This window comes from Microbacterium schleiferi, assembly GCF_015565955.1.
GTDB lineage: Bacteria > Actinomycetota > Actinomycetes > Actinomycetales > Microbacteriaceae > Microbacterium > Microbacterium schleiferi_A.
On sequence record NZ_CP064760.1, the window covers coordinates 896,065 to 922,082 of the forward strand.

General features: G+C 65.0%; 37 protein-coding genes, 1 tRNA gene and 1 pseudogene. 38 read left to right on the top strand and 1 reads right to left on the bottom strand.

Features of this window, described 5'->3' with window-relative positions:
- Positions 1-11: 11 nt before the first annotated feature.
- From IT882_RS04175 to thrB, 6 genes are all read left to right on the top strand, one after another.
- Complete coding sequence (locus IT882_RS04175) at positions 12-755, top strand: GntR family transcriptional regulator (RefSeq protein ID WP_195693291.1); 744 nt, start codon at positions 12-14, stop codon at positions 753-755.
- Positions 752-1,765 carry an adenosine deaminase gene (add, locus tag IT882_RS04180; protein ID WP_195693292.1) on the top strand — a complete coding sequence of 338 codons (1,014 nt, stop codon included), beginning with the start codon at positions 752-754 and terminating at the stop codon, positions 1,763-1,765. The genes IT882_RS04175 and add overlap by 4 nt, the downstream gene beginning before the upstream one ends.
- A 138-nt stretch (positions 1,766-1,903) precedes the next feature.
- A complete protein-coding gene (gene lysA / locus IT882_RS04185) occupies positions 1,904-3,331 on the top strand; it encodes a diaminopimelate decarboxylase (protein WP_195693293.1) in 1,428 nt (475 codons plus the stop codon).
- On the top strand, positions 3,328-4,665 hold the full coding sequence (locus IT882_RS04190) for a homoserine dehydrogenase (RefSeq protein WP_195693294.1): 1,338 nt from the start codon (positions 3,328-3,330) through the stop codon (positions 4,663-4,665). Before lysA ends, IT882_RS04190 begins: the two co-directional genes overlap by 4 nt.
- A 1-nt stretch (position 4,666) precedes the next feature.
- Positions 4,667-5,755 carry a threonine synthase gene (thrC, locus tag IT882_RS04195; protein WP_195693295.1) on the top strand — a complete coding sequence of 363 codons (1,089 nt, stop codon included), beginning with the start codon at positions 4,667-4,669 and terminating at the stop codon, positions 5,753-5,755.
- The gene (gene thrB / locus IT882_RS04200; RefSeq protein WP_195693296.1) at positions 5,752-6,690 is read left to right on the top strand and encodes a homoserine kinase; all 939 of its coding nucleotides are present in this window, start codon (positions 5,752-5,754) and stop codon (positions 6,688-6,690) included. Before thrC ends, thrB begins: the two co-directional genes overlap by 4 nt.
- Here the strand turns inward: thrB and IT882_RS17250 are convergent.
- Complete coding sequence (locus tag IT882_RS17250; RefSeq protein ID WP_195693297.1) at positions 6,650-6,976, bottom strand: helix-turn-helix transcriptional regulator; 327 nt, start codon at positions 6,974-6,976, stop codon at positions 6,650-6,652. The genes thrB and IT882_RS17250 overlap by 41 nt on opposite strands.
- Before the next feature lie 103 nt (positions 6,977-7,079).
- Between IT882_RS17250 and IT882_RS04210 the strand changes: the two genes are divergently transcribed.
- From IT882_RS04210 to IT882_RS04360, 32 genes and pseudogenes are all read left to right on the top strand, one after another.
- Positions 7,080-7,277: a helix-turn-helix transcriptional regulator gene (locus IT882_RS04210; RefSeq protein ID WP_195693298.1), complete on the top strand. Its 198-nt coding sequence runs from the start codon at positions 7,080-7,082 to the stop codon at positions 7,275-7,277.
- Between the two features lie 322 nt (positions 7,278-7,599).
- On the top strand, positions 7,600-7,926 hold the full coding sequence (locus tag IT882_RS04215) for a hypothetical protein (RefSeq protein ID WP_195693299.1): 327 nt from the start codon (positions 7,600-7,602) through the stop codon (positions 7,924-7,926).
- On the top strand, positions 7,923-8,114 hold the full coding sequence (locus IT882_RS04220; protein ID WP_195693300.1) for a hypothetical protein: 192 nt from the start codon (positions 7,923-7,925) through the stop codon (positions 8,112-8,114). Before IT882_RS04215 ends, IT882_RS04220 begins: the two co-directional genes overlap by 4 nt.
- A gap of 299 nt (positions 8,115-8,413) precedes the next feature.
- Complete coding sequence (locus tag IT882_RS16310; protein WP_229382299.1) at positions 8,414-8,551, top strand: hypothetical protein; 138 nt, start codon at positions 8,414-8,416, stop codon at positions 8,549-8,551.
- A 29-nt stretch (positions 8,552-8,580) separates the two neighbouring features.
- Positions 8,581-9,120: a hypothetical protein gene (locus IT882_RS04230; RefSeq protein ID WP_229382300.1), complete on the top strand. Its 540-nt coding sequence runs from the start codon at positions 8,581-8,583 to the stop codon at positions 9,118-9,120.
- Positions 9,121-9,185: 65 nt separating this feature from the next.
- Positions 9,186-9,437 carry a hypothetical protein gene (locus tag IT882_RS04235; RefSeq protein ID WP_195693303.1) on the top strand — a complete coding sequence of 84 codons (252 nt, stop codon included), beginning with the start codon at positions 9,186-9,188 and terminating at the stop codon, positions 9,435-9,437.
- Positions 9,438-9,478: 41 nt separating this feature from the next.
- Positions 9,479-9,664 (top strand): hypothetical protein, encoded by a 186-nt coding sequence (locus IT882_RS04240; protein ID WP_195693304.1) that lies wholly within the window; start codon positions 9,479-9,481, stop codon positions 9,662-9,664.
- On the top strand, positions 9,661-10,608 hold the full coding sequence (locus IT882_RS04245) for a YqaJ viral recombinase family protein (RefSeq protein ID WP_195693305.1): 948 nt from the start codon (positions 9,661-9,663) through the stop codon (positions 10,606-10,608). The genes IT882_RS04240 and IT882_RS04245 overlap by 4 nt, the downstream gene beginning before the upstream one ends.
- Complete coding sequence (locus IT882_RS04250) at positions 10,605-11,423, top strand: recombinase RecT (protein WP_195693306.1); 819 nt, start codon at positions 10,605-10,607, stop codon at positions 11,421-11,423. The genes IT882_RS04245 and IT882_RS04250 overlap by 4 nt, the downstream gene beginning before the upstream one ends.
- Positions 11,424-11,574: 151 nt before the next feature.
- Positions 11,575-12,262 (top strand): annotated as a pseudogene (locus tag IT882_RS04255) (DNA-methyltransferase).
- A complete protein-coding gene (locus IT882_RS04260; RefSeq protein ID WP_195693307.1) occupies positions 12,259-12,672 on the top strand; it encodes a hypothetical protein in 414 nt (137 codons plus the stop codon). Before IT882_RS04255 ends, IT882_RS04260 begins: the two are co-directional and overlap by 4 nt.
- Positions 12,669-13,148 carry an XF1762 family protein gene (locus IT882_RS04265; protein WP_195693308.1) on the top strand — a complete coding sequence of 160 codons (480 nt, stop codon included), beginning with the start codon at positions 12,669-12,671 and terminating at the stop codon, positions 13,146-13,148. Before IT882_RS04260 ends, IT882_RS04265 begins: the two co-directional genes overlap by 4 nt.
- Positions 13,149-13,163: 15 nt before the next feature.
- Positions 13,164-13,538 carry a hypothetical protein gene (locus IT882_RS04270; RefSeq protein WP_229382301.1) on the top strand — a complete coding sequence of 125 codons (375 nt, stop codon included), beginning with the start codon at positions 13,164-13,166 and terminating at the stop codon, positions 13,536-13,538.
- Positions 13,535-14,356 (top strand): DNA adenine methylase, encoded by an 822-nt coding sequence (locus IT882_RS04275; RefSeq protein WP_229382302.1) that lies wholly within the window; start codon positions 13,535-13,537, stop codon positions 14,354-14,356. Before IT882_RS04270 ends, IT882_RS04275 begins: the two co-directional genes overlap by 4 nt.
- Before the next feature lie 14 nt (positions 14,357-14,370).
- A complete protein-coding gene (locus IT882_RS16315; protein ID WP_229382303.1) occupies positions 14,371-14,745 on the top strand; it encodes an HNH endonuclease in 375 nt (124 codons plus the stop codon).
- Positions 14,742-15,503 (top strand): hypothetical protein, encoded by a 762-nt coding sequence (locus IT882_RS16320; protein WP_229382304.1) that lies wholly within the window; start codon positions 14,742-14,744, stop codon positions 15,501-15,503. Before IT882_RS16315 ends, IT882_RS16320 begins: the two co-directional genes overlap by 4 nt.
- Positions 15,504-15,610: 107 nt before the next feature.
- Positions 15,611-15,922: an HNH endonuclease signature motif containing protein gene (locus IT882_RS17255; RefSeq protein ID WP_195693311.1), complete on the top strand. Its 312-nt coding sequence runs from the start codon at positions 15,611-15,613 to the stop codon at positions 15,920-15,922.
- Complete coding sequence (locus tag IT882_RS04295; RefSeq protein ID WP_195693312.1) at positions 15,919-16,191, top strand: hypothetical protein; 273 nt, start codon at positions 15,919-15,921, stop codon at positions 16,189-16,191. Before IT882_RS17255 ends, IT882_RS04295 begins: the two co-directional genes overlap by 4 nt.
- Before the next feature lie 187 nt (positions 16,192-16,378).
- Positions 16,379-16,966, top strand: coding sequence for a hypothetical protein (locus tag IT882_RS04300; RefSeq protein ID WP_195693313.1), 588 nt, complete (start codon positions 16,379-16,381; stop codon positions 16,964-16,966).
- A 43-nt stretch (positions 16,967-17,009) separates the two neighbouring features.
- Complete coding sequence (locus IT882_RS04305; RefSeq protein WP_195693314.1) at positions 17,010-17,390, top strand: hypothetical protein; 381 nt, start codon at positions 17,010-17,012, stop codon at positions 17,388-17,390.
- Positions 17,391-17,593: 203 nt separating this feature from the next.
- Entirely contained in the window at positions 17,594-17,815 is a 222-nt protein-coding gene (locus tag IT882_RS04310) for a hypothetical protein (protein WP_195693315.1), read from the top strand.
- Positions 17,812-18,186 carry a hypothetical protein gene (locus IT882_RS04315; RefSeq protein ID WP_195693316.1) on the top strand — a complete coding sequence of 125 codons (375 nt, stop codon included), beginning with the start codon at positions 17,812-17,814 and terminating at the stop codon, positions 18,184-18,186. The genes IT882_RS04310 and IT882_RS04315 overlap by 4 nt, the downstream gene beginning before the upstream one ends.
- A complete protein-coding gene (locus IT882_RS04320) occupies positions 18,183-18,377 on the top strand; it encodes a hypothetical protein (RefSeq protein ID WP_195693317.1) in 195 nt (64 codons plus the stop codon). Before IT882_RS04315 ends, IT882_RS04320 begins: the two co-directional genes overlap by 4 nt.
- Before the next feature lie 723 nt (positions 18,378-19,100).
- Positions 19,101-19,175: transfer RNA gene (locus tag IT882_RS04325), tRNA-Trp, on the top strand.
- Positions 19,176-19,441: 266 nt separating this feature from the next.
- Positions 19,442-19,744 (top strand): hypothetical protein, encoded by a 303-nt coding sequence (locus IT882_RS04330; protein ID WP_195693318.1) that lies wholly within the window; start codon positions 19,442-19,444, stop codon positions 19,742-19,744.
- A gap of 115 nt (positions 19,745-19,859) precedes the next feature.
- Positions 19,860-20,024, top strand: a complete 165-nt coding sequence (locus IT882_RS04335; protein ID WP_195693319.1) for a hypothetical protein — start codon at positions 19,860-19,862, stop codon at positions 20,022-20,024.
- Positions 20,021-20,146, top strand: a complete 126-nt coding sequence (locus IT882_RS16875; RefSeq protein WP_267490540.1) for a hypothetical protein — start codon at positions 20,021-20,023, stop codon at positions 20,144-20,146. Before IT882_RS04335 ends, IT882_RS16875 begins: the two co-directional genes overlap by 4 nt.
- Positions 20,147-20,914: 768 nt before the next feature.
- Positions 20,915-22,408, top strand: a complete 1,494-nt coding sequence (locus tag IT882_RS04340; RefSeq protein ID WP_195693320.1) for a terminase large subunit — start codon at positions 20,915-20,917, stop codon at positions 22,406-22,408.
- 16 nt (positions 22,409-22,424) lie between these two features.
- Positions 22,425-22,604, top strand: a complete 180-nt coding sequence (locus IT882_RS04345; RefSeq protein WP_195693321.1) for a hypothetical protein — start codon at positions 22,425-22,427, stop codon at positions 22,602-22,604.
- A gap of 91 nt (positions 22,605-22,695) precedes the next feature.
- The gene (locus tag IT882_RS04350) at positions 22,696-23,742 is read left to right on the top strand and encodes a phage portal protein (RefSeq protein ID WP_267490563.1); all 1,047 of its coding nucleotides are present in this window, start codon (positions 22,696-22,698) and stop codon (positions 23,740-23,742) included.
- Positions 23,739-24,506, top strand: a complete 768-nt coding sequence (locus tag IT882_RS04355) for an HK97 family phage prohead protease (protein WP_195693323.1) — start codon at positions 23,739-23,741, stop codon at positions 24,504-24,506. The genes IT882_RS04350 and IT882_RS04355 overlap by 4 nt, the downstream gene beginning before the upstream one ends.
- A 138-nt stretch (positions 24,507-24,644) precedes the next feature.
- Positions 24,645-26,009 (top strand): phage major capsid protein, encoded by a 1,365-nt coding sequence (locus IT882_RS04360; protein WP_195693324.1) that lies wholly within the window; start codon positions 24,645-24,647, stop codon positions 26,007-26,009.
- Positions 26,010-26,018: the final 9 nt, after the last annotated feature.

Genomic DNA, 26,018 nt, shown 5'->3' on the forward strand with positions numbered 1-26,018 from the left:
GAGAAGGCAGTATGCCCCTCGAGCCGTTGACTCTCACCGTCGGCCAGCCCCTTCGTGTCGCTGTGTACAACAGCATCTCGCGCGCGATCCGGAACGGCACATACCCCCTCGGGTCGGTGCTGCCCAGCGACGCCGACTTCTGCACGGCGCTCGGAGTGAGCCGGCCCGTCGTGCGCGAGGCGATGCTGCTGCTCGAGGAAGACCGCCTGATCACGACGCGCCGGGGTATCGGCCGCTTCGTGAGCGACGCGCTTCCCCGGATCGGCCTCGAGCGCGTCCGAGGGCTCGAGCTCCTGCTCGGCGAGTCCCTCGGTCCGATCACCGTGGAGCGCGTCAGCCATGAAGCCCAGCAGGCATCCGATCTGCTGTCCCAGGCATTGCAGCTCGATGCGACCGCTGCCGTGTGGACGTGGGAGTCCCTCCTGCGACGCGACGGGAGTGCTTTGGCGCTGACGTTCGAGGCCGTTCCCGCCGCTGGGCCATCTGCCTTCACGGACCCCGGGACTGACACCATGCCCGCAGCTACGGCGCTGACGCGGCTCCTCGCGTCAGCTGACCCATCCCATGTCTCCAGCGCCTGCGATATCTCCCTCGGCGTCTTGGGGGATCACCGCGCCGGTGTGCTCGGAGCCCATCCCGACACGAGCGCGCTCATCCTCACGCAGCGCGTCGCGTACCGCGGCAGCGTCGTCCTCTACGCGAAGACCGTCGTGCTGTCTGCGGCCGGTACCATCTCGCTTCAGCAGAGCGCATGATGACCGCGGCGCCGCTGCTGATCAACCTGCATTCGCATCTGGAGGGTCGCGTCAGGCCGAGTACTGCTGCCGAGATCGCGCGCGAGCTCGGGATGCCGGATGCCGATCGCGACTGGGCGGCGGCGTTGCAGCTGGAAGGCCCTGCTGACCTCACGTCGTATCTCGTCAAGGTCGTCGCGACGTTTCCGTTCTTCTCTCGCCTCGATCTGCTCGAACGGATCACGCGGGAGGCCGTCGAGGATGCTGCGGCTGACGGTGAGGATCACCTCGAACTGCGGTTCGGTCCCGCATCGCACGCGGCATCGCTGCCGGAGCTGGATGCCGTGATCGGAGCGATGTGTGCGGGGATCACCGCAGGCATGGCAGAGACGGGGATCTCTGCCGGTGTCGTCGTGGCCGCGCTCCGGAGCGACCCGACCGAGGTGAACGAGGCGGTGGCCCGTGCTGCGGCTCGAGCTGCCGGTTCCGGCGTCGTCGGGTTCGATCTGGCCGGCGACGAACTGATCTTTCCCGACCTCGAGCGCTACCGCGACGCCTTCGCGATCGCGCGCAGCGCGGGCCTGGGAATCACCTGCCACGCGGCTGAGGCGGCATCCGGAAACGCAGCGGTGCGCGCTGTCGAGCTCCTGGGCGCCACGCGGATCGGGCACGGTGCCCGTATCGCCGAGGATCCCGGCCTCATCGAGTGGTTCGTCGAGCGCGAGATCGCGATCGAAGTGTGCCCGACCTCGAATGTCTACACGGGTGCTGTCGCGTCGATGGCAGCCCACCCGGCGGCGGGATTCGCTCGCGCCGGTGCGCGTGTCGTCCTCGGCGATGACAACCCGCGGCAGACCGGTTCGCTGCTCTCGAACGAAGTCACTGTGCTGCGCGAGGGCCTCGGCTTCGACGAGGTCATGATCCAGCGCCTGGCACGCGACAGCGTGGACGCGGCGTTCGTCTCCGACGGCGTGAGGATGCAGTGGCGAGGCCGGCTGGATGACCCGGCCGCTCACCGCCCCGTGGCCTGAGCGGGACCGCCAGCGGATTCCCGGGCGAGGATACCCCGTGCCCTAGACTGACCGGAGTGTCTCGGCGCGTGCGCTGACCGCCCGAGGCTGGTTCGCGCCGCTCGCCCGGCGCCGAAGACTTCATCGATTGGCTTCCGCGTGTCCGCCCACCCGACTTCCGCTCCGGCGCTGCCGGCGTCGCTGGACGTGCCCTCGGACCCGAATGACCTGGTCAGCGGTGTGTGGCCGACGGATGCCGAGCGCGATGCTGCCGGTGAACTGGTCCTCGGGGGAGTGACGGCATCCGACCTCGTCCGTAACTACGGGACGCCGCTGTATGTCCTGGACGAAAGCGAGGTCCGCTCCCACGCTCTCCGGGCTCGCGAGGCCTTCGCATCCGCGGCCGCCCGTCACGGCGTCGGGGCGCGGGTCTATTACGCCGGGAAGGCCTTCCTCAGTACTGAGGTGGTGCGCTGGGTCACCGATGCCGGACTTGCCGTGGATGTCGCCAGTGGCGGGGAACTGGCCGTTGCCCTGGCAGCCGGTGCGGACCCTGCGCGGGTCGGTGTGCACGGCAACAACAAGAGTGTCGCCGAACTCGAGAGCGCCGTGGCGGCGGGCGTCGGGTCGATCGTCGTCGATAGCTTCCAGGAGATCGATCGGCTCGCGGCCGTCGCCGCTGCCGCGGGGGTCGAGCAACCGGTGCTCCTGCGGGTCAACAGCGGTGTGCACGCCGAGACCCACGATTTTCTCGCGACGGCGCATGAGGACCAGAAGTTCGGATTCACGCTCGCCGACGCGATTGTCGCGGCGGGACGGGTGCGCGAGGCCGCCGGCCTGCGGCTGATCGGGCTGCACTGCCATATCGGCTCGCAGATCTTCGGCACTGCCGGTTTCGCCGAGTCTGCAGCGCGCATCGTGGCCCTCTACGCTGACCTGCTCGCGGATCCTGATGCCGCGGGGGATCTTCGGGTACTGAACCTCGGCGGCGGGTTCGGGATCGCCTATACCCGCGCTGACAGCCCCACGGCGATCGAGGTTCTCGCCGACGGGATCGTCGACGCCGTTGCTGCCGAGTGCGCCGCGCGCGGCATCCGGATGCCGAATGTCGCCTTCGAACCGGGCCGCGTCATCGTCGGGCAGGCGGGCGTGACCCTCTACACCGTCGGGACCACGAAGCCCGTCGCCCTCGACGCCGAGCGTGAGCGGCTCTACGTGAGCGTGGACGGCGGGATGAGTGACAACGCACGCCCCGCGCTCTACGGTGCTCACTACAGCGCGCGGCTGGCCTCCCGGGTCAGCGACGCGGCTCCGCAGCTGGTCCGGGTCGTCGGGAAGCACTGCGAGTCCGGCGACATCGTCGTGGACGCCGAATACCTGCCCGCCGATGTCGCGCCCGGTGACATCCTGGCCGTTCCGGCGACCGGGGCGTACTGTTTCTCGCTGGCCAGCAACTACAACTACCTCCCGCGCCCCGCTGTCGTCGCGGTCCGGGACGGGCGCTCCCGCGTGATCGTTCGCGGTGAGACCATCGATGACCTGCTGGCGCGTGATGCCGGCATCCTCCCGACCGAAAGGACGGCATGACCGACTACCGCCGCCTACGCGTCGCGCTGCTGGGCGCTGGGGCCGTCGGCTCCCAGGTCGCCGCGCTGCTGCGTCAGCACGCCGATGAACTGGCAGACCGCGCCGGAGCGCGCCTCGAACTCGTGGGCATCGCCGTGCGCAACCCGGATGCACCGCGCGAGGCTGACCTGCCTCGCGAGCTGTTCACGACGGATGCCGAGACTCTCATCCTCGGTGCCGACATCGTCATCGAGCTGATGGGCGGCATCGAGCCGGCCCGCACGAGCCTGCTGCAGGCGATCGGGTCGGGCGCCGATGTCGTGACCGCCAACAAGGCGCTGCTGGCAACGCACGGCCCGGAGATCTTCGAGGCCGCCGACCAGGTGGGCGCTCAGGTGTACTACGAGGCTGCCGCAGCTGGTGCGATCCCCATCATCCGTCCCCTTCGCGACTCGCTCGCCGGCGACCGGGTGCAGCGGATCATGGGCATCGTCAACGGCACGACCAACTACATCCTTGACCGCATGGACACCGAGGGCGCCGACTTCGGCGACGTGCTCGCGCAGGCGCAGGCGCTCGGCTACGCCGAGGCCGACCCGACGGCCGACATCGAGGGCTACGACGCCGCGCAGAAGGCGGCGATCCTCGCGAGCCTCGCCTTCCACACCTCGGTGCCGCTGGAGGCGGTCCACCGAGAGGGGATCACCGCGATCGACAAGCCGATGATGGATGCCGCGCGCAAGGCGGGCTACGTCATCAAGCTCCTCGCGGTGTGCGAGCGGGTTGTGAACGGCTCGGGCGACGCGATCTCGGTTCGGGTGTACCCGGCGCTGGTGCCTCGCGAACACCCGCTCGCGAGCGTTCATGGTGCGAACAATGCCGTCTTCGTGCAGGCCGAGGCTGCCGGGAACCTCATGTTCTACGGCGCGGGAGCGGGCGGGGTGCAGACGGCCTCCGCGGTTCTCGGCGATGTCGTCTCGGCGGCCCGCCGCCACATCGCGGGCGGTGTGGGCGTGGGGGAGTCGACCCGCGCCAACCTGCCGATCCTGCCGATCGGGCACGTGACGACCCAGTACCAGATCACGCTCGAGGTCACCGACCAGCCGGGCGTGCTCGCCACGGTCGCTGGGATCCTCAGCGAGGGGCGCGTGTCGATCGCGACGGTCGAGCAGACGGTGGCGGATGCCTCCACCGACCCGCTCGCGCGCGTCGCCGCAGACCCGACGGGTGTTGCCCGACTCGTGATCGGTACGCATAAGGCTTTGGAGCAGGATCTCAGCGAGACGGTTGTTCGCCTTGCTGACAGTGACGTCGTGGACCGGGTCGTTTCGGTCCTGCGAGTAGAAGGAGATTGACGTGGCACACGTGTGGCGCGGAGTCATGCACGAGTACGCCGACCGCCTGGGGGTGACGGCGGAATCGACCGTCGTCTCGCTCGGGGAGGGAGGCACGCCGCTCGTGCCCGCACCGGCGCTCTCGCAGCGCACGGGAGCGCAGGTCTGGGTGAAGTTCGAGGGCATGAACCCCACGGGCTCCTTCAAGGACCGCGGCATGACGGTGGCTCTCTCGCGGGCCGTCGAACATGGCGCCAAGGCCGTCATCTGTGCGTCGACGGGCAACACCTCGGCATCCGCCGCTGCCTACGCCGCCCACGCCGGGATCACGGCGGCAGTGCTGGTTCCCGAGGGCAAGATCGCGATGGGCAAGCTCAGCCAGGCGGTCGCCCACAACGGACAGCTCATCCAGATCCGCGGCAACTTCGATGACTGCCTCGAGATCGCTCGCGAGCTTGCCGACAACTACCCGGTTCATCTGGTGAACTCGGTCAACCCCGACCGAATCGAGGGGCAGAAGACGGCAGCGTACGAGATCGTTGAGGTTCTCGGCGACGCTCCCGACTTCCACTTCATTCCCGTCGGCAACGCCGGAAACTACACGGCGTACTCGCGCGGCTACCGCGAAGAGGCCGAGCGCGGAGTCTCCACCCGTGTGCCCCGGATGTTCGGTTTCCAGGCTGAGGGAAGCGCTCCGCTCGTGCGTGGCGAGGTCGTCAAGAACCCCGAGACGATCGCCACCGCGATCCGGATCGGTAACCCGGCGTCGTGGGAACTCGCACTCGAGGCTCGCGCGGCAACCGACGGCTGGTTCGGCGCGATCGACGACGAGCGGATTCTTGCCGCGCAGAAGATCCTCGCCGGTGAGGTGGGCGTCTTCGTCGAGCCCGCGTCGGCGATCAGCGTCGCGGGCCTGCTCGACCGGGCAGAAGCGGGAATCGTGCCCGCGGGGTCCACGGTCGTGCTCACCGTGACCGGCCACGGCCTGAAGGACCCCCAGTGGGCGCTGCGCAACGCCGACGGATCGGAAGCGCGGCCGACGGTTGTGGACGCGACCACCTCCGAGGTGGCTTCCGTGCTCGGGCTCGCTCGCGCGGGGGCGACCGCGTGAACGCAGCCCGGGTCGCCGAGCGTTCGGTCGTGGTGCGTGTGCCCGCGACCAGTGCGAACCTGGGGCCCGGATTCGACACGCTGGGACTCGCGCTCAGCCTCTACGACGATCTCGTCGTGACCTCCCTTCCGGAACCCGGGCTCGATATCCAGGCCGAGGGCGAAGGTGCCGACGAGATCCCTCGCGACGAGTCGAACCTCCTGGTGCGGGCCATGGCCTACGCTTTCGAGGCCGTCGACCGTCCCGTGCCGGGCCTGCGGCTCCGGGCGCGCAACACGATCCCGCACGGCCGCGGGCTCGGATCTTCGGGGGCGGCCGTCGTCGCCGGCATCCTGGCCGTCAAGGGACTGCTCGAGGGCGACGTCGAGATCGGGCCCGACACGATGCTGCGTCTGGCTACCGAATTGGAGGGGCATCCCGACAACGTCGCTCCGGCACTGTTCGGCGGCCTCACCATCGCGTGGATGGACGAGGCGATGCCGCAGCACAAGAAGCTGTTGGTGCATCGCGGCGTCTCTCCGGTCGTGTTCGTCCCGAGCTTCACGATGTCCACGAGCGTGGCGCGCAGCCTCCAGCCCCTGCAGGTGCCCCGCGAGGATGCCGTCTTCAACCTCTCGCGGTCGGCGTTGCTGATCGCGGCTCTCACGCAGAGCCCCGAACTGCTCCTGGCCGCCACAGAAGACAAACTGCACCAGAACTACCGTGCGCAGGCGATGCCCGAGACCGATCGGCTGGTCCGAGCACTGCGCGAGCACGGCTTCGCGGCGGTCGTGTCGGGAGCAGGTCCCAGTGTGCTTGTGCTGGCCGATGGCCCCGGTCGTCGGCTGGAGGCTGCCGCTGTCGCCGAGCGGGTCGCGGACACCCCGTGGGAGGCGCACATGCTGGCCGTCGACGTCAAGGGTGGTACAGTGAAGTCTCTCCGGCCGGGCTCTTAGATCCGGCGCTCAGACCCTCGCCCGGACCAGGGCGGGGGTCTTCTGTTTGCCCGGTCCTGAGCCATTCGACGTCGACGTCGCAGGCGACGGCCCATGCGTTGATGACGAGCTTTCCGGGGATGGTGACGCCCCGTTCGTAGTTGCTCACTGTGGATCGGCCGACGCCGAGTTCGCGTGAGAGGTCGGCCTGTTCGAGGCCGCGCCATTCGCGTGCGATGCGGAGGCGGTTCTGGAGCGTGGAGGGTGGAACCTTTGCGCCGCGGTCGAGGCTGAGAACAATCGTCATATGTCCAAGTTAGGACTACCTTTCGAAACTGTCAATACGACCGAAAGTGAACAAAGCCCAAACTTGGGCTTGACATATGTCCAGATTGAGGCATCATGGACATATGCCCAACATGGACACAACCGCAGACACCGAAGTCACAGCGGCTGAAGCCGCCGAGATCCTCGGCAAGGACCGCCGACAGGTCACCCGACTGGTCAAACGTGGAACCCTCACACCATCTCGGAAGCTCCCTGGATACACGGGCGCCTACCTGTTCTGGCGCTCCGACGTCACCGCGATCAGCGAGCGTGCGTCATGACCACGGTTCCCCCGATGGTTTACCCGGGTTCCCCGAATGTCCGTTCCACGGACCCGATCGAGTCGCATGAGGCGGCTGACCTGTCGGATACCGCGGCGTCGCAGCTTGAGGTGATGCGGATCCTCGAGCACGCTGACCGCCCGTTGTCGGATGGGGAGATTTACCGGGAGCATCTGGCCGCTCCGGTGTTGAATCCGTGGTCGTTCTCAGATTCCCGTCTCAGGACCGCCCGGCATGAGCTTGTTGAAGACGGGCGTGTGGTTGAGGCCGGGGTGGGGCGGACGTCGAAGGGTCGCCGCTGCAAGACATGGGCAGTCGCATCATGACCGCGCACGACATGACTCGCTTCTGGCGGATCTTCACCGTCGATCACGGCCGCGTCCGAGGCGACTTCATCGTCTACGCCGCGAAGGTCGGCGTGCATGAAGTGAAGCCTCTGAACGTCACCTTGTGGGACGACGAGCACACCTGGGGCCGCGTCGTGAAGTACGACGACTTCATTGCGATCGTCAATGGCGATGGCATCGAGATCCCGGGGCACATGATCCGCGCCGAGGTGAAGGCTGACATCGAAGACGCGATGGACGACCTGCTCGCGGCGATGCGGCAGTGCGTCGATGCCTTCCCCGTTGCGGAGGTCGCGTCATGATCACTGTTCGTTGGTGCGCCGGGTTCCTGTTCTTCCTGGCCCTGGTCCCCGCGTTCCTGGGTGTCCGCGACTGGCTTCTGGCTGCGTTCCTGTTCGTGATGTTCGTGGTGGCGTTCACCCCGTGGCACCGGCTCATCGCGCTGGTAGTTCTCACTTCCCCATCTGATCCTCCGCGGCACCGCCGCTAACACCTCCGTATAGAAGGGCACAAGACATGACGGAGCAAACAACAACCCGGATCTACCTGGGCCGGTTCGATGGTGACCGGCTCGTAGAGGTCACGCATTTCACGTCACGGGGTGACCGGTGCGTCCCCCCGAGCATTGTCGATCTGGTCGCCGCGGACCCTACCCGGAATTCGTACACGGACTGGGATGGGGGCGTGTGGTTTCCCCTGACCGAGGGGCGTGTGATTGAGCAGCGGGCTGATATGGGTGGCGCGTGTTGTTGGTGTGAGTTCCCGCAGGCGCGGCAGAAGTATCTTCCGGTGCCGGCGTCCGCCGCGGTCGGTGGTGTGCATGTGCGCCCGTTGCGGCGTGACTCCCGGTTCTGGGCGATGGTCGCTGTGACCGGGCTCGTGGCTGTGGTGTGTGTGCTGCTGGTGGTATCGGCGGTGACGGCATGAACGACTTCACAGCATCCAACGGCATCGGCGTGGAGATCAACGATGAAGAACAGATCGTCTTCGCCGTGCCGAATCGTCCCACCTCGCCGGTATGGATGAAGCCGGATGAGCGCGTCGCATTGCGGGAGTTCTTCCGTGCTGAGGAAGACGAACGCCTCGGACGGTGGAGGTGGCCCGAGAACCCGGAATATGTGGTTTATCGAGCCGACGACGATGCGCGGGTTCTTCACGAGCCAAGCGGGCAAGTATGGGTGATAACTCGACGTGCGGTGAATGGTGCGACTTACGGTGGCATCCAAGATTGGCACCGAGCCGCTCGGGCGTTCTTCGATGCTCACCCGGATCCGCTGGATATGCCCGACGGCATCTACATGGTCAACAAGACCTTCCATCCCTACGAGCGACTCGTGCAGCGACGACGGGGCAAGTGGCTCCACCTCTACCGGGGTGATGCGCCACAGCACGAGACGCACACCGCCGAACAGGTCGCCCGCATCGCAGCGAAAGAGGGCCGTCTGACTCCGCTCGTTCAGGTTCCTGAGCCTGACACGACTGGGGGTGCGTCATGACCGCGGCGAAGTACCTGTCCCCTGGGGATTGGGTGTCGAACCCTACCCTCGCAACCCTCGGGCACGTGTTGATCGTAACTGAGCAACCACACCCCCTCGGGGAACGGATGCTGCTGCTGACGGTGCAGATCGTCGAGTCCGGTGAAACAGCCCGGTACACCGTCGACCAGGACGCGGACTATACGGTCATCGGGGCGGAGGGTTTGCGTCGCCGCCGCGCTGTCGAGCTCGACATGCAGTTGCGGTTGTCGCGGGAGTTGCTGGAATCCCAGCGGGTCGTCGACGCGATCGACACACACCTGGCGGTGACCGCATGACTCACCACGTACCAGCTCCACCTCCGGGCGTTCCTGCCGAAATGACGATCACGCTCCCGTCCGATGACATCGCGACGATTCACGGAGTGCTCGCCGCAGACGCCCGCGCTATCCTCAGCCGCTTCCCGACGAAGGAGCAGCGTGAGTACGCCGAGTTCCTAGCGCGGATCGCGCGGGCGATAGACCACCAAGCACGCCAGCAGCTTGAACCGGGTGATCCGTCATGAGTGCCGGCATCCCGTTTGTGAAGGTCGATGTGACCCCGGATACCCCAGCGTGGGAGGCAGAACGTCGCCTGTCTGTGGGTGCGTCTGAGGTTGCCGCGGTGATGGGCCTGTCAGCGTACGGGGTTACCCCGTTGGACGTGTACCGGCAGAAGATGGGTGTCGATCGTCCGTTCGACCCTGTGCTCGCGTGGATCGGGCATCAGTCCGAACCGATCATCGAAGCGTGGTTGCGGGAGTTCTCCGGCCTGGACCTGGACATTCAGCCGGGGTTCATGGCGAGGAGCGTGGATCACCCGTACCTGCACGCATCGTTCGACCGGGTGAACGCTGGCCCGTTCTTCCCGATCCAGATGAAGACCGCCCATCAGTATGCGGGGCATCACTGGGATGAGGGTATCCCCACAGACATCCGCGTCCAGGTGCAGGCCGAGATGGCCGTGTCCGGCACACCCCGCGCCCTGGTGGTCGTGTGGATCGGTGGTCGGGAGTTCCGTCACTTCTGGGAGCCCCGCGATGACCGGTTCATCACCAACCACCTGCTGCCGGCGGTGCAGATGTTCTGGGACGGGAACGTGCGGGCGAAGGTCGAACCTCCCCCGTCCACACTGGCGGAGGTCAACGCGATCCCGACCGAGGAAGCCGAGATCGAACTGTCCGGTGAAGCGTTCGACACTCTCGAACGGATCACCGTCCTGAACTCTGACATTCAGGCGCAGGAAGCGGAACGCGACGCACTCAAGGTCGCGTTAGGTCAGTACGTCGGTGCCGCCGACACCCTCACGTTTGAGGGGCGGAAGGTCGCGACGTGGCGGCAGCAGAAGGGCCGTGTGGGGCTCGACACGAAAGCGCTCCGTGAAGCGCACCCCGACATTGTTCGGGAGTTCACAACTCAGGGGGCACCGTTCAGGGTGCTCCGCCGTACAAAGACCAAGGAGCAGAAGTGACCGACCTGAGCGTCGCCGCCGCGCAAGCGAAGAAGCAACCCACCGTCGAGGACTACCTACTCCGGTACGAACCCGAGTTCGCTCGCGCTCTCGGGCAGTCGATGGATGCCGCGAAGTTCACACAGGACGCCCTCACGGCGATCAAGCAGAACCCCCAGATCGGGCAAGCCGACCCGCGGTCCCTGTTCGGTGCACTGTTCCTCGCCGCGCAACTCCGGCTCCCGGTCGGTGGCCCGTTGGCGCAGTTCCACCTCACCACCCGAAAGGTCAAGGGTGCAGTAACGGTCGTCCCGATCGTGGGATACAACGGGTACATCCAGCTCGCGATGAACACGGGCCTGTACTCGAAGGTGTCCGCGTTCCTTGTCCATGAGAACGACTACTTCACTATGGGGGCGTCGTCGGAGCGGGGCGAGTTCTACGACTTCAAACACGCAGACGGCGACCGCGGCGCGCTGAAGGGTGTGGTCGCTTACGCGAAGGTGAAGGGCTTCGACGAGTCCTCGTGGGTTTACCTCGACGCTGACACGATCCGCGACCACCACCGACCCGACTACTGGAACAGCACACCGTGGGCAACCCGTGAGGGTGAGATGTTCCGTAAGACGGCCGTGCGTGTGTTGCAGAAGTACCTCCCGAAGTCCACCGAATCGCTGGCGTTGTCTCTTGCCGCGCAGGCCGATCAGGCGGTGGTCCGCAAGGTCGACGGTGTGCCCGATCTGGACATTCAGCACGACGAGATCGGTCCGGCTGAGCCGGGTGTGGGTGACCCGCTTGGGCGCACGGCGGAAGAGATCGCTGAGGACCAGAAGTGACGCGGCTTACGGAGATTGTGGCGGCGCTCACGACGACGAAGAACGCGAAGCGCCCGACGCGCCGACGCAAGCCCAGGAGGAAGTCATGAGCGTCATCTACGAGGACGAGTACGTGCAGTTACACCACGGACGTTGGCAGGACCACTTCGACATGCTGCAGAACACCGACGTGGCGGCGATCATTACCGATCCGCCGTACGGGGAGACATCTCTGGAGTGGGACCAGTGGCCGAAGGGCTGGCCTTATGAGGCAGCGCTTCTGACGAACGCGATGTGGTGCTTCGGGTCATTCCGCATGTTCCATGACAACGCCGACGAGTTCGCACCATGGAAACTTTCGCAGGAGATCGTGTGGGAGAAGCACAACGGGTCAGGGTTTCATGCTGACCGGTTCAAGCGGGTCCACGAGCTGGCAGTGCTCTGGTATCGCGGGGAGTGGGAAGACATACACCACGTCACGCCGACGACACCGGACGCGACGCCGCGCACGGTGCGCCGCAAGACGCGGCCGACGCACACCGGTCACATCGAGTCGTCGGCGTACCGGTCTGAGGATGGTGGGCCGCGTCTGATGCGGTCGGTGCAGTACGTGCGTTCAGAGCACGGCAGAGCGATTCACCCGACGCAGAAGCCCGAGGGCATCGTGTCGCCTCTGATTGAGTACAGCGTTCCTAGGGGGGCTTGTGCTGGACCTGTTCGCCGGGTCTGGGACTACCGCCGTAGCGGCGCGGAGCATGGGTCGGCGTTGCGTCGCGTTCGAGGTGCGCGAGGACTACGCACACGCCGCGGCGCAAAGGCTAGCTCAGCAGACGTTCGTTTTCGAGGACGGTGCAGCATGACTGGGTGCCGTCACTGGATCGGGTCCGACACCACCGGTCACGTCTGTGGCAATCCTGTGCACCGGTTCTCTCTGTGCGAGAAGCACTTCGAGGCCGAGCTTGCCCGCACGAAGCGTCGCCAGGAGAGCGAGCGTGTGCAGCGCGAGAACGCGGAGGCCCGGTGGCGGCAACGTAACGCGCCGAAGCTTCCAGGGTGGCGTGTGGCGTTGGAGCGAGCTGAGGCGGAGTACACGCGCCGCACCACGTCACCGGTTGAGGACCGCGCCGCGTACGGCGGGCTCATGAGCAGCGCCGTGATCCGCGCTCAACGGTCGCACCTGTCGGACACGAACGTGGCCAGGGTTGCCGAGTTGGACCGGATCATCACCCGGCTCCGCGCCAACATCACACGGATGGAGCGTCAGCAATGAGTCTTCGCATCGTTCCCGTGGATCTGAAGGCGGCGCGAGAGTTCGTCGCGCTGCATCACCGACACAACGAACCGCCTGTTGGGCACAAGTTCAGCGTCGGTGTCGCTGAGGGATCGGAGCTTGTCGGTGTCGCGATCGTCGGCCGTCCTGTGTCGCGGGTGATCCAAGCTGAGGGTGCGACTCTCGAAGTGATTCGCACAGCGACGGATGGCACGCGCAACGCGAACTCGATGCTGTACGGAGCGGCCAGGCGCGCGACCTTCGCTCTCGGGTATGACCGGCTCATCACATACACGCAAGTCGACGAGTCTGGGGCGAGCCTGCGGGCAGCTGGGTTCCGTGTCGTCGCTCAGCGTCCCCCGCGCCCAGGGTGGGATACACCGTCTCGCCGCCGCACGAACAAGGCGGACAACGTTCCGCGCACGCTTTGGGACGCAACTCCCGCCGACATAACACGGATGGAGAGCGCGACATGAGGATGCTTGCGCCTGATGAAGATCCTCGCGAGGAGGAACGCGAGTCCTGGGACCTGTGCTCTGAGGGGTGCCCGGACGAATGCATGGCGGACCACCGGGGGAGGAATGATGATCACCGCCGACATGATTGAGCGCGCTGCGGACGCGATGTTCTTCGAGGACTGCGGCGAGGCGGTGTCAGACGAGTACAGGGCTACCGAAGACTTCGACGCGAAGTTCCGCGAGTACGCCCGAGTCGCTCTCATCGCAGCACTTGAGCCAGACTCCTCACACGTTTCCCGCGTGTACGAGTCGTGCGTAACGGATTCGGGCGGGCGATGCACTCGCTGGTCTCATTACCACTCGGAAGACCCCGCCGCCGACATCACACGGATGGAGCAGGGAACGTGAGCGGGCTCAAATCTCCCATCCAGTATTTCGGTGCCAAGCAGCAGATCGCGGATCAGATCGTCGCACTGATGCCCGCACATCGCGGGTATATCGAGCCATACGCAGGAAGCCTCTCGGTGCTGCTCGCGAAGGAGCCATCGAAGATCGAGATCGTCAACGATCTGGACGAGCGCCTGATGACGTTCTGGCGCGTGCTCCGGGAACGTCCGGGCGAGCTGCTCCACCTTGCGGACCTAACACCACACTCTCGGGCCGAACTGGAAAGAGCTGCCGCTCTGAAGGATGCCGACGAGCTGGAGCTAGCTCGACAGGTGTGGGTGCTTCTGACGCAGGGACGCTCGAGGACGATGAAGCGCACCGGGTGGCGGTTCTATGCCGACCCGAACGGGACCAACGCGTCGTTTCAGACGTACATGGATGCGTACCGGACCCGGCTCTTGCCAGCGGCGGAGAGGCTGCGCGCAGTGTCGCTCGAATGCAGACCAGCGCTCGAGGTCATCGAGCAGTACGGAGCATTCGCGGACAACCTGCTCTATGTCGATCCGCCGTACGTGCACAGCAGTCGCCGCGGCGCACGCTATTCGCACGAGATGACCGACGACGACCACCGAGCGATGGCCGCAACGCTCAGGGAGTGTCAGGCGACGGTGATGCTGTCGGGTTACGCATCGAGTCTCTACGACGAGCTGTTCTCAGATTGGCACCAGGTCCAGATCGGCGCGCGCAGCGATAACGCGGTGAAGCGGGACGTGATCGAGGTCGTCTGGATGAACCGTGCGCCGGGAGCGTTCCTGTGGGTTGACGAGGTGACGGCGTGAATAAGCGTAGGGGTGTGAATCACCCGCCCCGTGTGGTGAAGGATGCCGTGATTCACCGGGACGGTGGCTTCTGCATCCTCGCGCTCAACCGGTGCCAGGGCGAAGCGACCACGACGGATCACCGGGCGAACCGTCAAGCGGGCGGGTCGCGCATCCTCAACCATCCCGCGAACCTCATCGCCGCATGTGCGATCTGCAACGGCGACAAAGCCGATGCCGGCGCGATCGTCCTCCACGACCTCGAGGAACGCGGCCTGTACATCCGGCCCGGGGCCACCCACGCCGCCACGCTACAACGCGCCATAGCGACGCCAGTGATGGACCTTGCCGGTGACCTGTGGCTGCTCGTCGACGCACACACACGCACGCCGTATGAGAGGGAATCATGAGGATCAGGAGTACGAAGCCGGAGTTCTGGCGATCGTCACGCATCGCATCGGTTGGGTGGGACGCTCGCTTGGTCCTCAAGGGGCTTGAGTCTTACGTCGATGACAACGGCGTCGGCAAGGATGACCTCGCTCTGATCGTCGGTGACGTGTTCCCTCGCGACATGCTCGCGAATCCTCGCGACACTCTCGCGAGAGTGTCAGAAGCGATTTCCGACCTCCACCAGGCAGGACTTATCCACAGATACGAGGTCGACGGGACCGAACTTCTCTACATCTCGTTCTGGGAAGACGTGCAACGCATCGACAAGCCAGGCAAAGGAAGATTTCCCAGGCCAGACGGCACTTTTGACTACAAGGCATCCGTAATTCGCGAGAGCGTCGCGAATCCTCGCGAGAGTGTCGCGCCTGGAACAGGGGAACAGGGGAACAGGGGAACAGGGGATTTCTACTCACCTTCTAAGAGTCAGTCCAGTAGTAACCGCGCGCGAGTTTCGACCGACGCAATCCATGTCCCGGAGATGACGAGGAAGCTCGCCGCCCGCCGCGGGGTCAACAACATCCGTTCCGTCGTGGATGCGATCGTCCGGCACACCGGTGTCACGGTCGACGCGAACGGGGCGTTGCAGGTTGCGCTCTGGATCCTTGACAAGGCGAAGACCGCACCATCAGCGCCGCAACGGTACGTGACCGGGGCGATCACGAAGAACCCGCTCGAGGTTCAACAGTTCATCCACGAAAACGCACTGGGGGTGGCCTAGGTATGACCAATAGGTTCCAAAGCGTCGAGGACATCCGCCGGCTGACGGTTGCTAATGATCGCGACTGCTGGGTTTGGGTGCGAAGACGTGATCGTGACGGTTACGGGATGGTCGCATTCCGAGGCAGTGACTGGAGAGTTCATCGATTGGTATACACGATCGAGTTCGGACCGATACCGGATGGATTTACGGTCGATCACCAGTGCTTCAACAGGGCATGCGCCAATCCGAAGCACCTCCGGCTGCTTACCTGGGCGGAGAACGCTCGCCGTCAGCGCCTATCACTTGCGACGCACTGTAAACACGGGCATGAGTACACACCAGAAAACACGCGCACGCGTGGTTCGACTGGGCGTGTGTGTAGGGCATGCGCTGCTCAACGATCCCGCGCCTACCGCGCGCGAAAGCTGGGGTCGTGATGGAAACGATGAATGTCACGGTCCCTGCGGGGGTGTGGGGGCGGCTCGCATCCGAGGCGGATACCCGTGGTGTGACGGTCGAGGATGTGCTCGTCGCGGCGATCAACCATGTGATCCGCCCGCAGGGCCGTAGGGAGATGATTCTCGCATTTGTCAGGGCGGGGTTCACGGACGCTCAGGTCGCCGCGCACACCGGGGAACTGGTCGGGTTCGTCGCGCAGGTCAGACGTGACGCCGGGTTGAAAGCAGTGAGGGGTAGCCGTGGGTGAGATCGAGGTGGAACGGTTCTGCGCCCGTGGTTGCACCCGGGAGGACGGGTCTGGTCTGGTGGCGCGTCACGGGGCGTATTGTGCGCGCTGCCACGGGAGGATCCGTACGGCGTTGCTGATATCTGGTGAGCTCGCCGGTCACCTTCTGCATCACGGTGTTGTGATGCGGCCGGCGGAGGCTGAGCGGGTGGATTCGTCGTCGGAGGCGCCTGTCCCGTTCAATGCTGCGGCGTTTGATGATGTGAATGAGTTGTATTCGTTGCTGGTGTATTGGGTTACGGTGTGGGCTGGGACGCTGCGTCAACCGGTGCCGGGGGTTGCTGGGCGGGCGTGGCGGTCGGACACGGGCCGGATCATCGGCCTGCCCCGATCAACGTCACCAGTGGATGGGCAACGGCTTGTGTCGGGGTTGGCGGGGTGGCTGGGTGACCGGCTCGACGCGATCCTGTCCGCTGACCGGCCGGATGATGTGGATGCGATGTCTGACGCTGTGCGGGATGTGTGGCGGATGAACGCCCGCTGGCCCCGCATCGAACGACCATCGTTCTCGGCGGTCCCGTGCCCGAGGCAGGATTGCGGCGCCCGGATCGCCGTGTACCCGCCCGCGTTTGAGGGTGATGACAGGCGTGTGGTGTGCACCGCCGGGCACTGGTACCCGGAGGAAGAGTACGAGCATCTGATCCGGGTGTTTGAGCAGGTGGCTCGGGAAGAAGCGAAGACAGCGCGGGTCGCGAAACGTCTCGCGAAGAGATACGGGATCGGAGCAACGACATGACCAAGCACACGAACCAACAGAACCGTACCCAGGAGGAGGAGAAATGAGCATCACGAGCGAGATGTTCTACCGCGCCGAATGCGACGAGCTGAAGTGCACGCGCACCATCCCGGACGTGGACGACCACGAGGCCTCGCACTGGCCGCTCGAATCCGTCGAGGAGTACCTGCGGGAGCCACACGAGGAGCGTGACACCGAGGTCTTCTGGTTCTACGAGGACGGGCGAACGCTCTGCCCTGAGCATCACCCGGACGCCAGGCCGTGCGCGTCGGCGTGCAACGGCGGCATGGTCAAGGTCGACGGCCCGCCGCCGACCTGGCCCGCTGATCGAGAGTGGAGCCACCCTAACCACTGGGAGAGCTGTCCGGAGTGTCACGGCGTCGGATTCCACACCGCTCCCCGATCGGAAGGACAGGGAGCATGAGCTACTCGGTCGATTGGATCGCTAGAGCGCGCCGAGATGACGACGGAACCGCACGCAGCATAGCTAGCGTGCTATGGCTGATGGGTTCGGAGGCATCAGACCTATGGCCTGAGAAGCGCCGCGCGCGGCGGGTTCTGACGCTCGTGCTGATGCTGAGAGGGGGGTAGGCATGAGTGGTTTCAGTCGTTCAGACAGGTCCGGTGATGTGCACGGCAACAACACCGTCTACGGGAGCGAGGAAGCCCCTCGCGGAGCAGTTCACACGCCACTTCGAGGGCACTCTGTCGGACGACTACGGGTGGCTCGCGGTCAACGGCAAGCACTACTGCGGCGAGCACGTCGAGTGGGACGACGAGGGCGACAACCTCGTCCCGAAGACGCCTGACCAGAACCAACAGATCCGTACCCAGGAGGAGGAACAATGAGCTACGTCTGCCCCGGATGCCGGGCCAACGGCATGGCTGACGACTGCTTCCACGACGAGAAGATGTGGGCTCTTGCCGAAGCCCTGTCGGTGGGCCTTCCAGGTGGCCCAGCCAAGTGGGGCACGCCCGTCGATCGCGTGTGGGCTTTCATAGACGACGCCGAGGCGCTCGTCGGATCTGTGGGCAATCCGCCGTATCGGGTCGGCATGTTCCATCCCGCAGGGCGTCAGAGCCCGACCACTGTCGGCGTCGTGAACGGACGCTACCTGTTCACCGTCGACGAGGAAGCCGAGTTCATTGTCGACGTGCTCGCCGATGACGGGCGCAACCAGCTTCTCGACCTCCTGACTAGTTCGGGTGATCCGTCATGATCGTCTACGCCGTGATTTACATGGGCGAGGTACTCCACTGGTATGTCGACGCTTCCCGCGCCGAATTCTGGCGTCGGGAGGGCTACCAAGTGATCGAGTTCAGTCTCGGACTGCGCGAGACCGGCCCATTCCAGAAACCGGCTGATCCGCCTCCAACTACGCAGCCATCCGAGCGTCCACCACTCGTCTGAGTCCATGTCCCACACGTCGCTCCAAGCCTCGATGAGAGCGACTACGGCCCGAACGGCTCGACACCACCCCCGGAGTGGGTCGGTGGGCTGTTTGACCTGCTGAACGTACCGGCAGAACCGTTGGGTGCTGGCTCGTTGGGGTCAGGACATAGCCCGAGTGTCGAGACCGTCAATGCGCGGGAGGACTCCGGGGGCAGCGTGGAGGAACCGAGCACTCACCTCATCCACGGGCCGGCATCCACTCACAAGTCGGGTGATCCGTCATGAGGGACCAGTGCTATCGGCGTGGTTGGCCGCACGGCGAAGAGCAGGACGGCGACAACCCGTGCGTGTGCGGCGAGAAGGCATTCCACAGGGGCCTGCACGTCTGCGACGACTGCGGCGCGAAATGGGCAGGCGGTCGTGCCGCCAGTCCGGGTGATCGGGAGCGCCGCGACACGCCGTAGCGGCGAAGATACTTGACAAACACGAAATCGCGATAGTCTAGGGTTGTCCGAAGGTCGCGCCCGCCAGGGGTTGCGGCCTTCACCCGTTCTTCCCGGGTGTGCGTGTGCCCCGCACCCCGGGAACACTTCCCCCTCCCGGCTAGTCGCCTGACACGCGGCCTGTGCTGGTTGAGGGTATCCGTCCCAAGGTTGGGGCGGTCATCGGTCGCATGAGCCATTGGCTCACAGCTTCCGCAACAAACTTCACATGACGGAGCCACTTCGGGTGAGGCCGTCCGGGTGCCCCTAGCTCAGCGGCAGAGCGCTGGTCTCCAAAACCAGGCGTGCGAGGTTCGACTCCTCGGGGTATGCAATGCGGAGCCTGCTGTCAAAACGGCGGGGAAGTTGCGACCTCCGCAGAAGACCCCCGGGTAGCAAGGCGGACTACATAGCCGCGAAGCGTAATGCCTGTGACTGGCCCATGAAGCCCGGGGGCAAGTTGTCCCTCCGCCACACGCTCACACCTACACGCACACGAAACCGCGCAGAGCCGGCCATAGCGCCGTGACCGCGGGAATAGCTGCCCCAGGAGCCGGTGATGCGCGGCGGGACACCACACTTCGAGGAAAGAGGCGTGCCGTGCCTGTGATCGCACCGCTCAAGTTCGAGCTCCGCTACCGCCGAGAGGCATACAAGGTAGTCGGCAGCAAGCTGGTGCGGGACGCAGAGCGGGACGCGACACTGCCGGAGCGTCCCCCACAGTTCACCCCGCTCGTCGGTGACTTCAGCACGGTCCATGATCGGGCGTCCGAACTGAACGATGCGCAGGTCCGATCAGGGTTCCGTCACTACTTCTTCTTCCCCGAGATCCACGGCGACAGGTTCGACACGAACCACTGCGACATGTGCCGGCGGCTCGCCGCCAAGATGTCCGACGGATGATGTCCATGTTCCGCAGATTCGGTGTACTCCTGGTGACCCTGCTGGTGCTCGCGTTCGCCCCGTACCGGGTGCAGCACCGCATGTACATGTGGCACCGGAACAGGAACCACCGCTGATGGTCCGCGACATCCCAAGGGTCACGGACGCGATGCTTGACCACATTGGAGCCCAGTCCCGGGACAAGGGTGACGCGCTCGACGCGATCGGCAAGTTCCTTGTGAAGCATCCCGAGCATGATCACGACCCGGACCTGATCGAAGCAAGGCTGGCGCTCCTGTGACCGACATCGAACAGCTCGTCACCGAGCAAGCCGACCCGAGGTTCGAGTGCCCCGTGTGTGAGAAGCCGTGGGAATCGTTCGATGCTGCGGAAGCGTGCTGCGGCGACTGGCTCGACGACTGATGTCGAAGATCCACCACGACCCCCGCCACGCAGCCTGCCTCAAGGAACTCCGAGCACGAGGTGAACACCAGACCTGTTGGTCCTGCGGCAAGGCCCTCCTCGCCTCAGCGCGGAAACCCCACCCCCAAGCAATAACGGTAGGCCACTACATCGACGTAGACCTCGGCCTTACTGACCCGTTCGACCCAAAGAACTACGGGCCTCAGTGCGCGACGTGCAACTCCCGTGGGGGAGCGCACCGCACCAACGCGAAACGCCGAGGCGAAACAGGCCAGGAACTCTCCACATCCCCCGACTGGACGTGACACGCCCGTTTTTTTAGAACACACGAACACCACAGAAGACCGCGCCGTCTTCCAATTTCACACACGGGGGTTTGTTAGGTCTCACATCGGGGAGGGTCTCACATGCCTAGGGATTTGAAGCCGTGTGGGACGAGGGCTGCGTATGTGCGTCATGTGCGTCGTGGTGAGCCGGTTGATGAGGCTTGTGCTCAGGCTGCTCGTGATCAGAAGAACGGTCGTGTGGAGGCGCGCCGGGGTTCTCTTGCTGCTGTTGTTCCGATGCCTCCGGCTGATGCTGAGCCGGATGATTCGGCCAGTGATTCGGTTGATCTGCTGGCGAAAGCGCGGTGGCGTGTTGCTGCTGCGGAGGAGTTGATCCGAGCTGGCGCTCCGGGTTCGGCGGCGTTGCTGAAGCAACATGCTGCTGACGTGGCTGAGGTCAAGCGTCTTGAGTCTGCTGGTAGGGCGAAGGAGTCGAAGCTGGATGAGCTCGCTAACCGACGCGCGGCAAGGCTCGCAGGTTCCGCGGGTTGAGTTCTACCCTCCGTATTTTTCGACGGCGGCGGATGATGCGATTGATCTTGCTGCGATAGCTGGCCTGTTTTTGGATCCGTGGCAGGAGCGTGTTCTTCGGGGCTCTTTGGGTGAGCGTGAGGATGGCCGGTGGACGGCGTTCCGTACGTGTCTGGTGGTGCCGAGGCAGAACGGGAAGAACGCGATCCTCGAGGCCCGTGAACTTGCCGGGCTGTTCTTGTTCGGTGAGAAGGTCATCGTTCATACGGCGCACGAGTACAAGACCGCAAACGAGGCGATGACGTCGATGATGGCGCGGTTGCGTTCGACACCGGAGCTGCTCGAGTACGTCGAGGGTATTGAGGACGCTGAGCTTGATGATGATGCTCGGCGGGTGCCGGGGATGCGGACGGGCAACAAGCCCGGTGTGACGTTGAAGAACGGTAACCGGTTGTTGTACGCGGCCCGGTCTAAGGGTTCGGGTCGTGGTTTCACCGGGGATCTGGTTGTTCTGGATGAGGCGTACGCGCTGACGTTGGATGAGATGGCGGCGTTGCTGCCGACGATGGCTGCCAGGTCGATGCAGGGGAACCCGCAGGTGTGGTTCACGTCGTCGGCTGGGATGCCCGAATCGACACAGTTGGCGGCATTGCGGAAGCTCGCGATGGACGAGTCTGCTGACCGGCTCGCTTACTACGAATGGTCCGTCCCGGACGACACCGCTTCGGATGACGTTGACGCGTGGTACGACGCGAACCCTGGCCTGGGGATCAGGATCTCCGAGGAGTACGTGCGTGACGAGTTCGACACTCTCGCGAAGAACACGGGGTCGGATGAGCAGTTCCGTCGGGAACGTCTCGGGATTTGGGCGCCGCTGGGCCGTGATGCTGTGTTCAACCCGGACGTGTGGGCTGCTGCTGGTGTCGACGACGACATTGTTGGTGCGCGGGTTCCGACGTTCGATGTGACGAACGACAGGTCGTGGGCGACAGCGGCGTGGACGGGATGTAATGGTGCCGGTCAGGTGCAGGTCGAGCTTGTGAAACATGACCGATCGCCGCATTGGGTTGTGCCGTGGTTCGGTGAGTTGTTCGAACGGAACCCGCGGATGCCGCGGCGGGTGTATTGCGCGCCGGGTGGTCAAGCGGCGGTGATGGCTGACACGTTCGAACGTGCCGGCATCGAACTGGTGGTGTTGTCGCGTCAGGACTATGCCACGTCGTGCGCGGAGTTCTACGACGGTGTCACCAGCACACCTCCTGTGATTGTCCACCGCGCCGCGGGGCAGTTGCCTCTTGACGTTGCGGTGGGTGGTGCCGCGTGGTCAAGCGGAGACGCCCGCGTGTGGGATGTCCGCAAATCGACGTCGATCATCAGCCCCCTTGTTGCTGCATCTATCGGACCACGCGCGTTCGGCATCGAAACCGACAGAGAGCTACCGGACATCCTCGAGACGGTCGGTTGACCGGAAGGAGTTCCGCGTGAACAAGAACCTCAAGTCAGTCGCCACGACATTGCTCGAGCTCGCTGGTGTTGGGCTGATCGTGTGGGGCCTGTGGCTGTGGATGGTTCCGGTCGCGTTGATCGCCGCTGGTGCGGCGTGCATCGGGATGTCGTACATGTGGACTCGAGGGGTCGCGGATGAGTGTTCTGTTCCGTGATGCCTCCGGTTCTGGTTTCGCTCCGATCGTGTCGCGCACTGGGCAGTGGTCGCGGCGACCGTCGAAGAAGTCTCACTTTGGGCATTCGGCGATGTGGGCGTGTGTTCGCTTGCGTGCTGATCTTGTGTCGACGCTGCCGATCGACACGTTCCGTAAGGTGCCGTGGGGTCAGGTGGAGGTTCCGAAACCGCCCGTGCTGGTGGAGCCTGGCGGGTCGCAGGTCGACATCGTCGAGTGGATGTACTCGACCCAGTCGGACCTTGACAGTCTGGGCAACACGGTCGGGTTGATCACCGAGAAGGACGGTGTTGGGAAGCCTCGCCGTATCGACCTGGTCGCGCGTGAGGACTACAGGATCACCTCAGTCAGAGGTGCTGTCGAGTATTGGATTCAGGGGAAGAAACGCGACTCCGAGGATGTCTGGCATGAGCGGCAGTTCACCAGTTCCGGCATGGTCGTCGGAATGTCTCCGGTGGCGTACGCGGCGCTGTCGTTGCAGCAGTACGAGTCGGCGCAGGAGTTCGCCGCGGCATGGTTCGGTGGCGGGCTGGTCCCGACGGCGCACCTGAAGTACGGGGAAGCGAAAGTCCCACCGGCAGAGTCGGAGGCGATCAAGGCCCGGTTCATGGTCGCGATCGAGAACGGGGAACCGTTCGTCACCGGCAAGGACTGGGAGTACAAGCCGATCGACGCTGCGGCAGCGCAGGCCACGTTCATCGAGACTATGCGGTTCACGGACATCGAGATCGGGCGGTTCTTCGGTGTCCCCGGTGACCTTTTCGACGCGGCTGTTGAGGGCTCGAGCATCACGTACGCGAACATCACCCAACGCAACCTGCAGTTCCTTGTCCACAACCTGGGGCCGGCGATCACACGCCGGGAGCGGGCGCTGTCGAAGCTTCTGCCGCAGCCCCGGTTCGTGAAGTTCAACAGTGACGCGTTGCTGCGGATGGACCCGGAGACGGTTTCGACGATGCTCGGGCAGCAGGTGAAAGACCGGCTGGTTGCGCCGTCCGAGGCGCGCGAACTGCTGAACCGTGCCCCCTACACACCGGAGCAGATCGACGAGTTCAAGACCCTGTTCCCGACTGAGTTCAAGGAGATCCCTGCGGGTGCGCAGAGAGGAGATGCGAGATGACTATCGCTATCGCAGCTGACATCGACGGGCGCCGTGCTGCGGCTCTCGCTGAGCCCGGGCAGGTTCCGTCGACCGCGGCGCGTTCGCAGGAGTTCGGCGCGCAGATGCGCGCGCAGCTCGTGGAACGTGACGGGAAGAAGTTCTACCAGGTCAATGGGTACGCCTCGACGGTTGAGCAGGCGTACGAGATGTACGACTTCTGGGGGCCGTACGAGGAGATCATCGACGCCCGTGCGTTCGACGCCACGCTGTCCCGTGACCCGGATGTTGCGTTCCTCCTGAATCACCGCGGCACGACGATGGCCCGCACGAAGTCGGGTACGTTGTTCCTGTCTGTTGACGAGCATGGTCTCGCGACGGAGGCGTTCCTGAACCCCGAGCGTTCCGATGTGCGCGACATGGTCATCGCGATCAACGACGGCGACATTGACCAGATGTCGTTCGCGTTCCGGATCGTGCGGGGGCAGTGGTCACCTGACTACACGGAGTACCGGATCCTCGATGTCGAGTTGGATCGTGGCGACGTGTCTGCGGTGAACTACGGCGCGAACCCGAACACGTCGATCAGTGCCCGCGTGAAGCAGGCACTCACGGCAGTTGAGGATCTCCCAGCACCGATGCTGCGTGCGCTGGTCGCGCGCGGGCAGGAACGCCTCGCGGGTTCCGAGCCCATCGACGTTGTTGAGGACGCCCCGGTTCGTTCGGTCGCTCAGGACACCCTCGCAGCAGTCCTCGTGAAAGACGCGCTCACCGCGTCTCTGTGAAATCTCCCTCCACCAATCCCGGTGGAGGTTCATCCGCGCACAGCACGGCCCATGCAGATGACGGACGGCCACGCCAGAAGAGCGACGCACCGCGCACCCCCGATTCCCCAAATGTTGGGGAGGAAGGAGGGTCTTCTCATGTTCGAGAAGCTCCTCGCGGATCTGCGGGCCAAGCGCGCCGCAGCCGCATCGAAGATCGACGCTCTTCGCGCCGAGGGAGGCGTTCTCGCCACCCGTGACGCGCTGAGCGCCGAAGAGCAGGAACGGTCCATGTCGATCGTCACCGAGCTGGGCGAGGCGCGCAGCGAACTCGCTGGTTTCGACGCGCAGATCGCGCAGGTCGAGGCTGAGCGTGACGCCGACGCCGAACAGCAGCGTGCCGCTGAGCAGCGCAAGCCGGTGAACCCGGCGCCCGCCGCTCGTGTGGCAAGCGAACCGAACCCGGTGTACCGCAAGGGCGACACGGAGGTTTCGTACTTCCGTGACCTCTATGGTGCTACGACCGGAGCTCAGGACGCGATCCGCCGACTCGCCGACTCGCAGGTTCGCGCCGCGTCGTCCGCGGCTGGTTCCGGTGGGGAGTTCGCTCCTCCGCTGTGGCTCGTCGAGGATTTCGTGGAGATCGCCCGCGCGGGTCGCGTCACCGCTGATCTCATGCAGCCCGACACTCTTCCTGAGGGTGTCGCGTCGGTGAACCTGCCCAAGGCGACGGGGAACACCACCCCGGCTGTCACGCAGACCCAGAACACAACGATCACCGAGGGTTCTTTCACCTCGACGTCGGTGTCGTCTGGTATCGCCGAGATCAGCGGTAAGCAGACCGTGCCGATCGCGCTTCTGCGGCAGTCCGGGGTTCCCCTCGACCGCGTGATCCTGAACGACCTGGCACGCGCTTACGCTGCGGTCCTTGACGGTCAGGTGATCGCCGGTTCGGCTGCGAATGGTCAGCTCCGCGGTCTGATCACAGCCGGAACGACCGTCACGTACACGACCACACAGCCGACGCAGGCATCTACTTCGACGACGAACTCGTTCTACTCGAAGGTTCTCGGCGCGCAGGCGGCGATGAACGGGACACGGTTCCTGCCGGCCGACACGCTGCTGATGCACCCCAACCGGTGGCTGTGGGTGCTCAACGGGTACGACACCGCAGGGCGCCCCCTCATCCCGCCGACAGCGAACGGCCAGAACACCCCCGGCATCACGGGTGGGCCGACCGCGGAAGGGTACGCGGGAACGTGGGCTGGCCTGCCGGTCTACGTCGACCCGAACATCCCGACCAACCTTGGAGCCGCAACCAACCAGGATGTCGCGTTCGTTCTGCGACGTGACGACCTGTGGCTCTGGGAGTCGGACATGGAGACCGCGTCGTTCGACGCAACGAAGGCGGAAGAGAACGCGATCCTGTACCGCGTTCTCGGGTTCGCCGCGTTCATCCCGCACCGCCACCAGGCGTCCGTGCAGGTGATCTCCGGTACGGGTCTGGTCGCACCGACGTTCTGACCCGCAAGT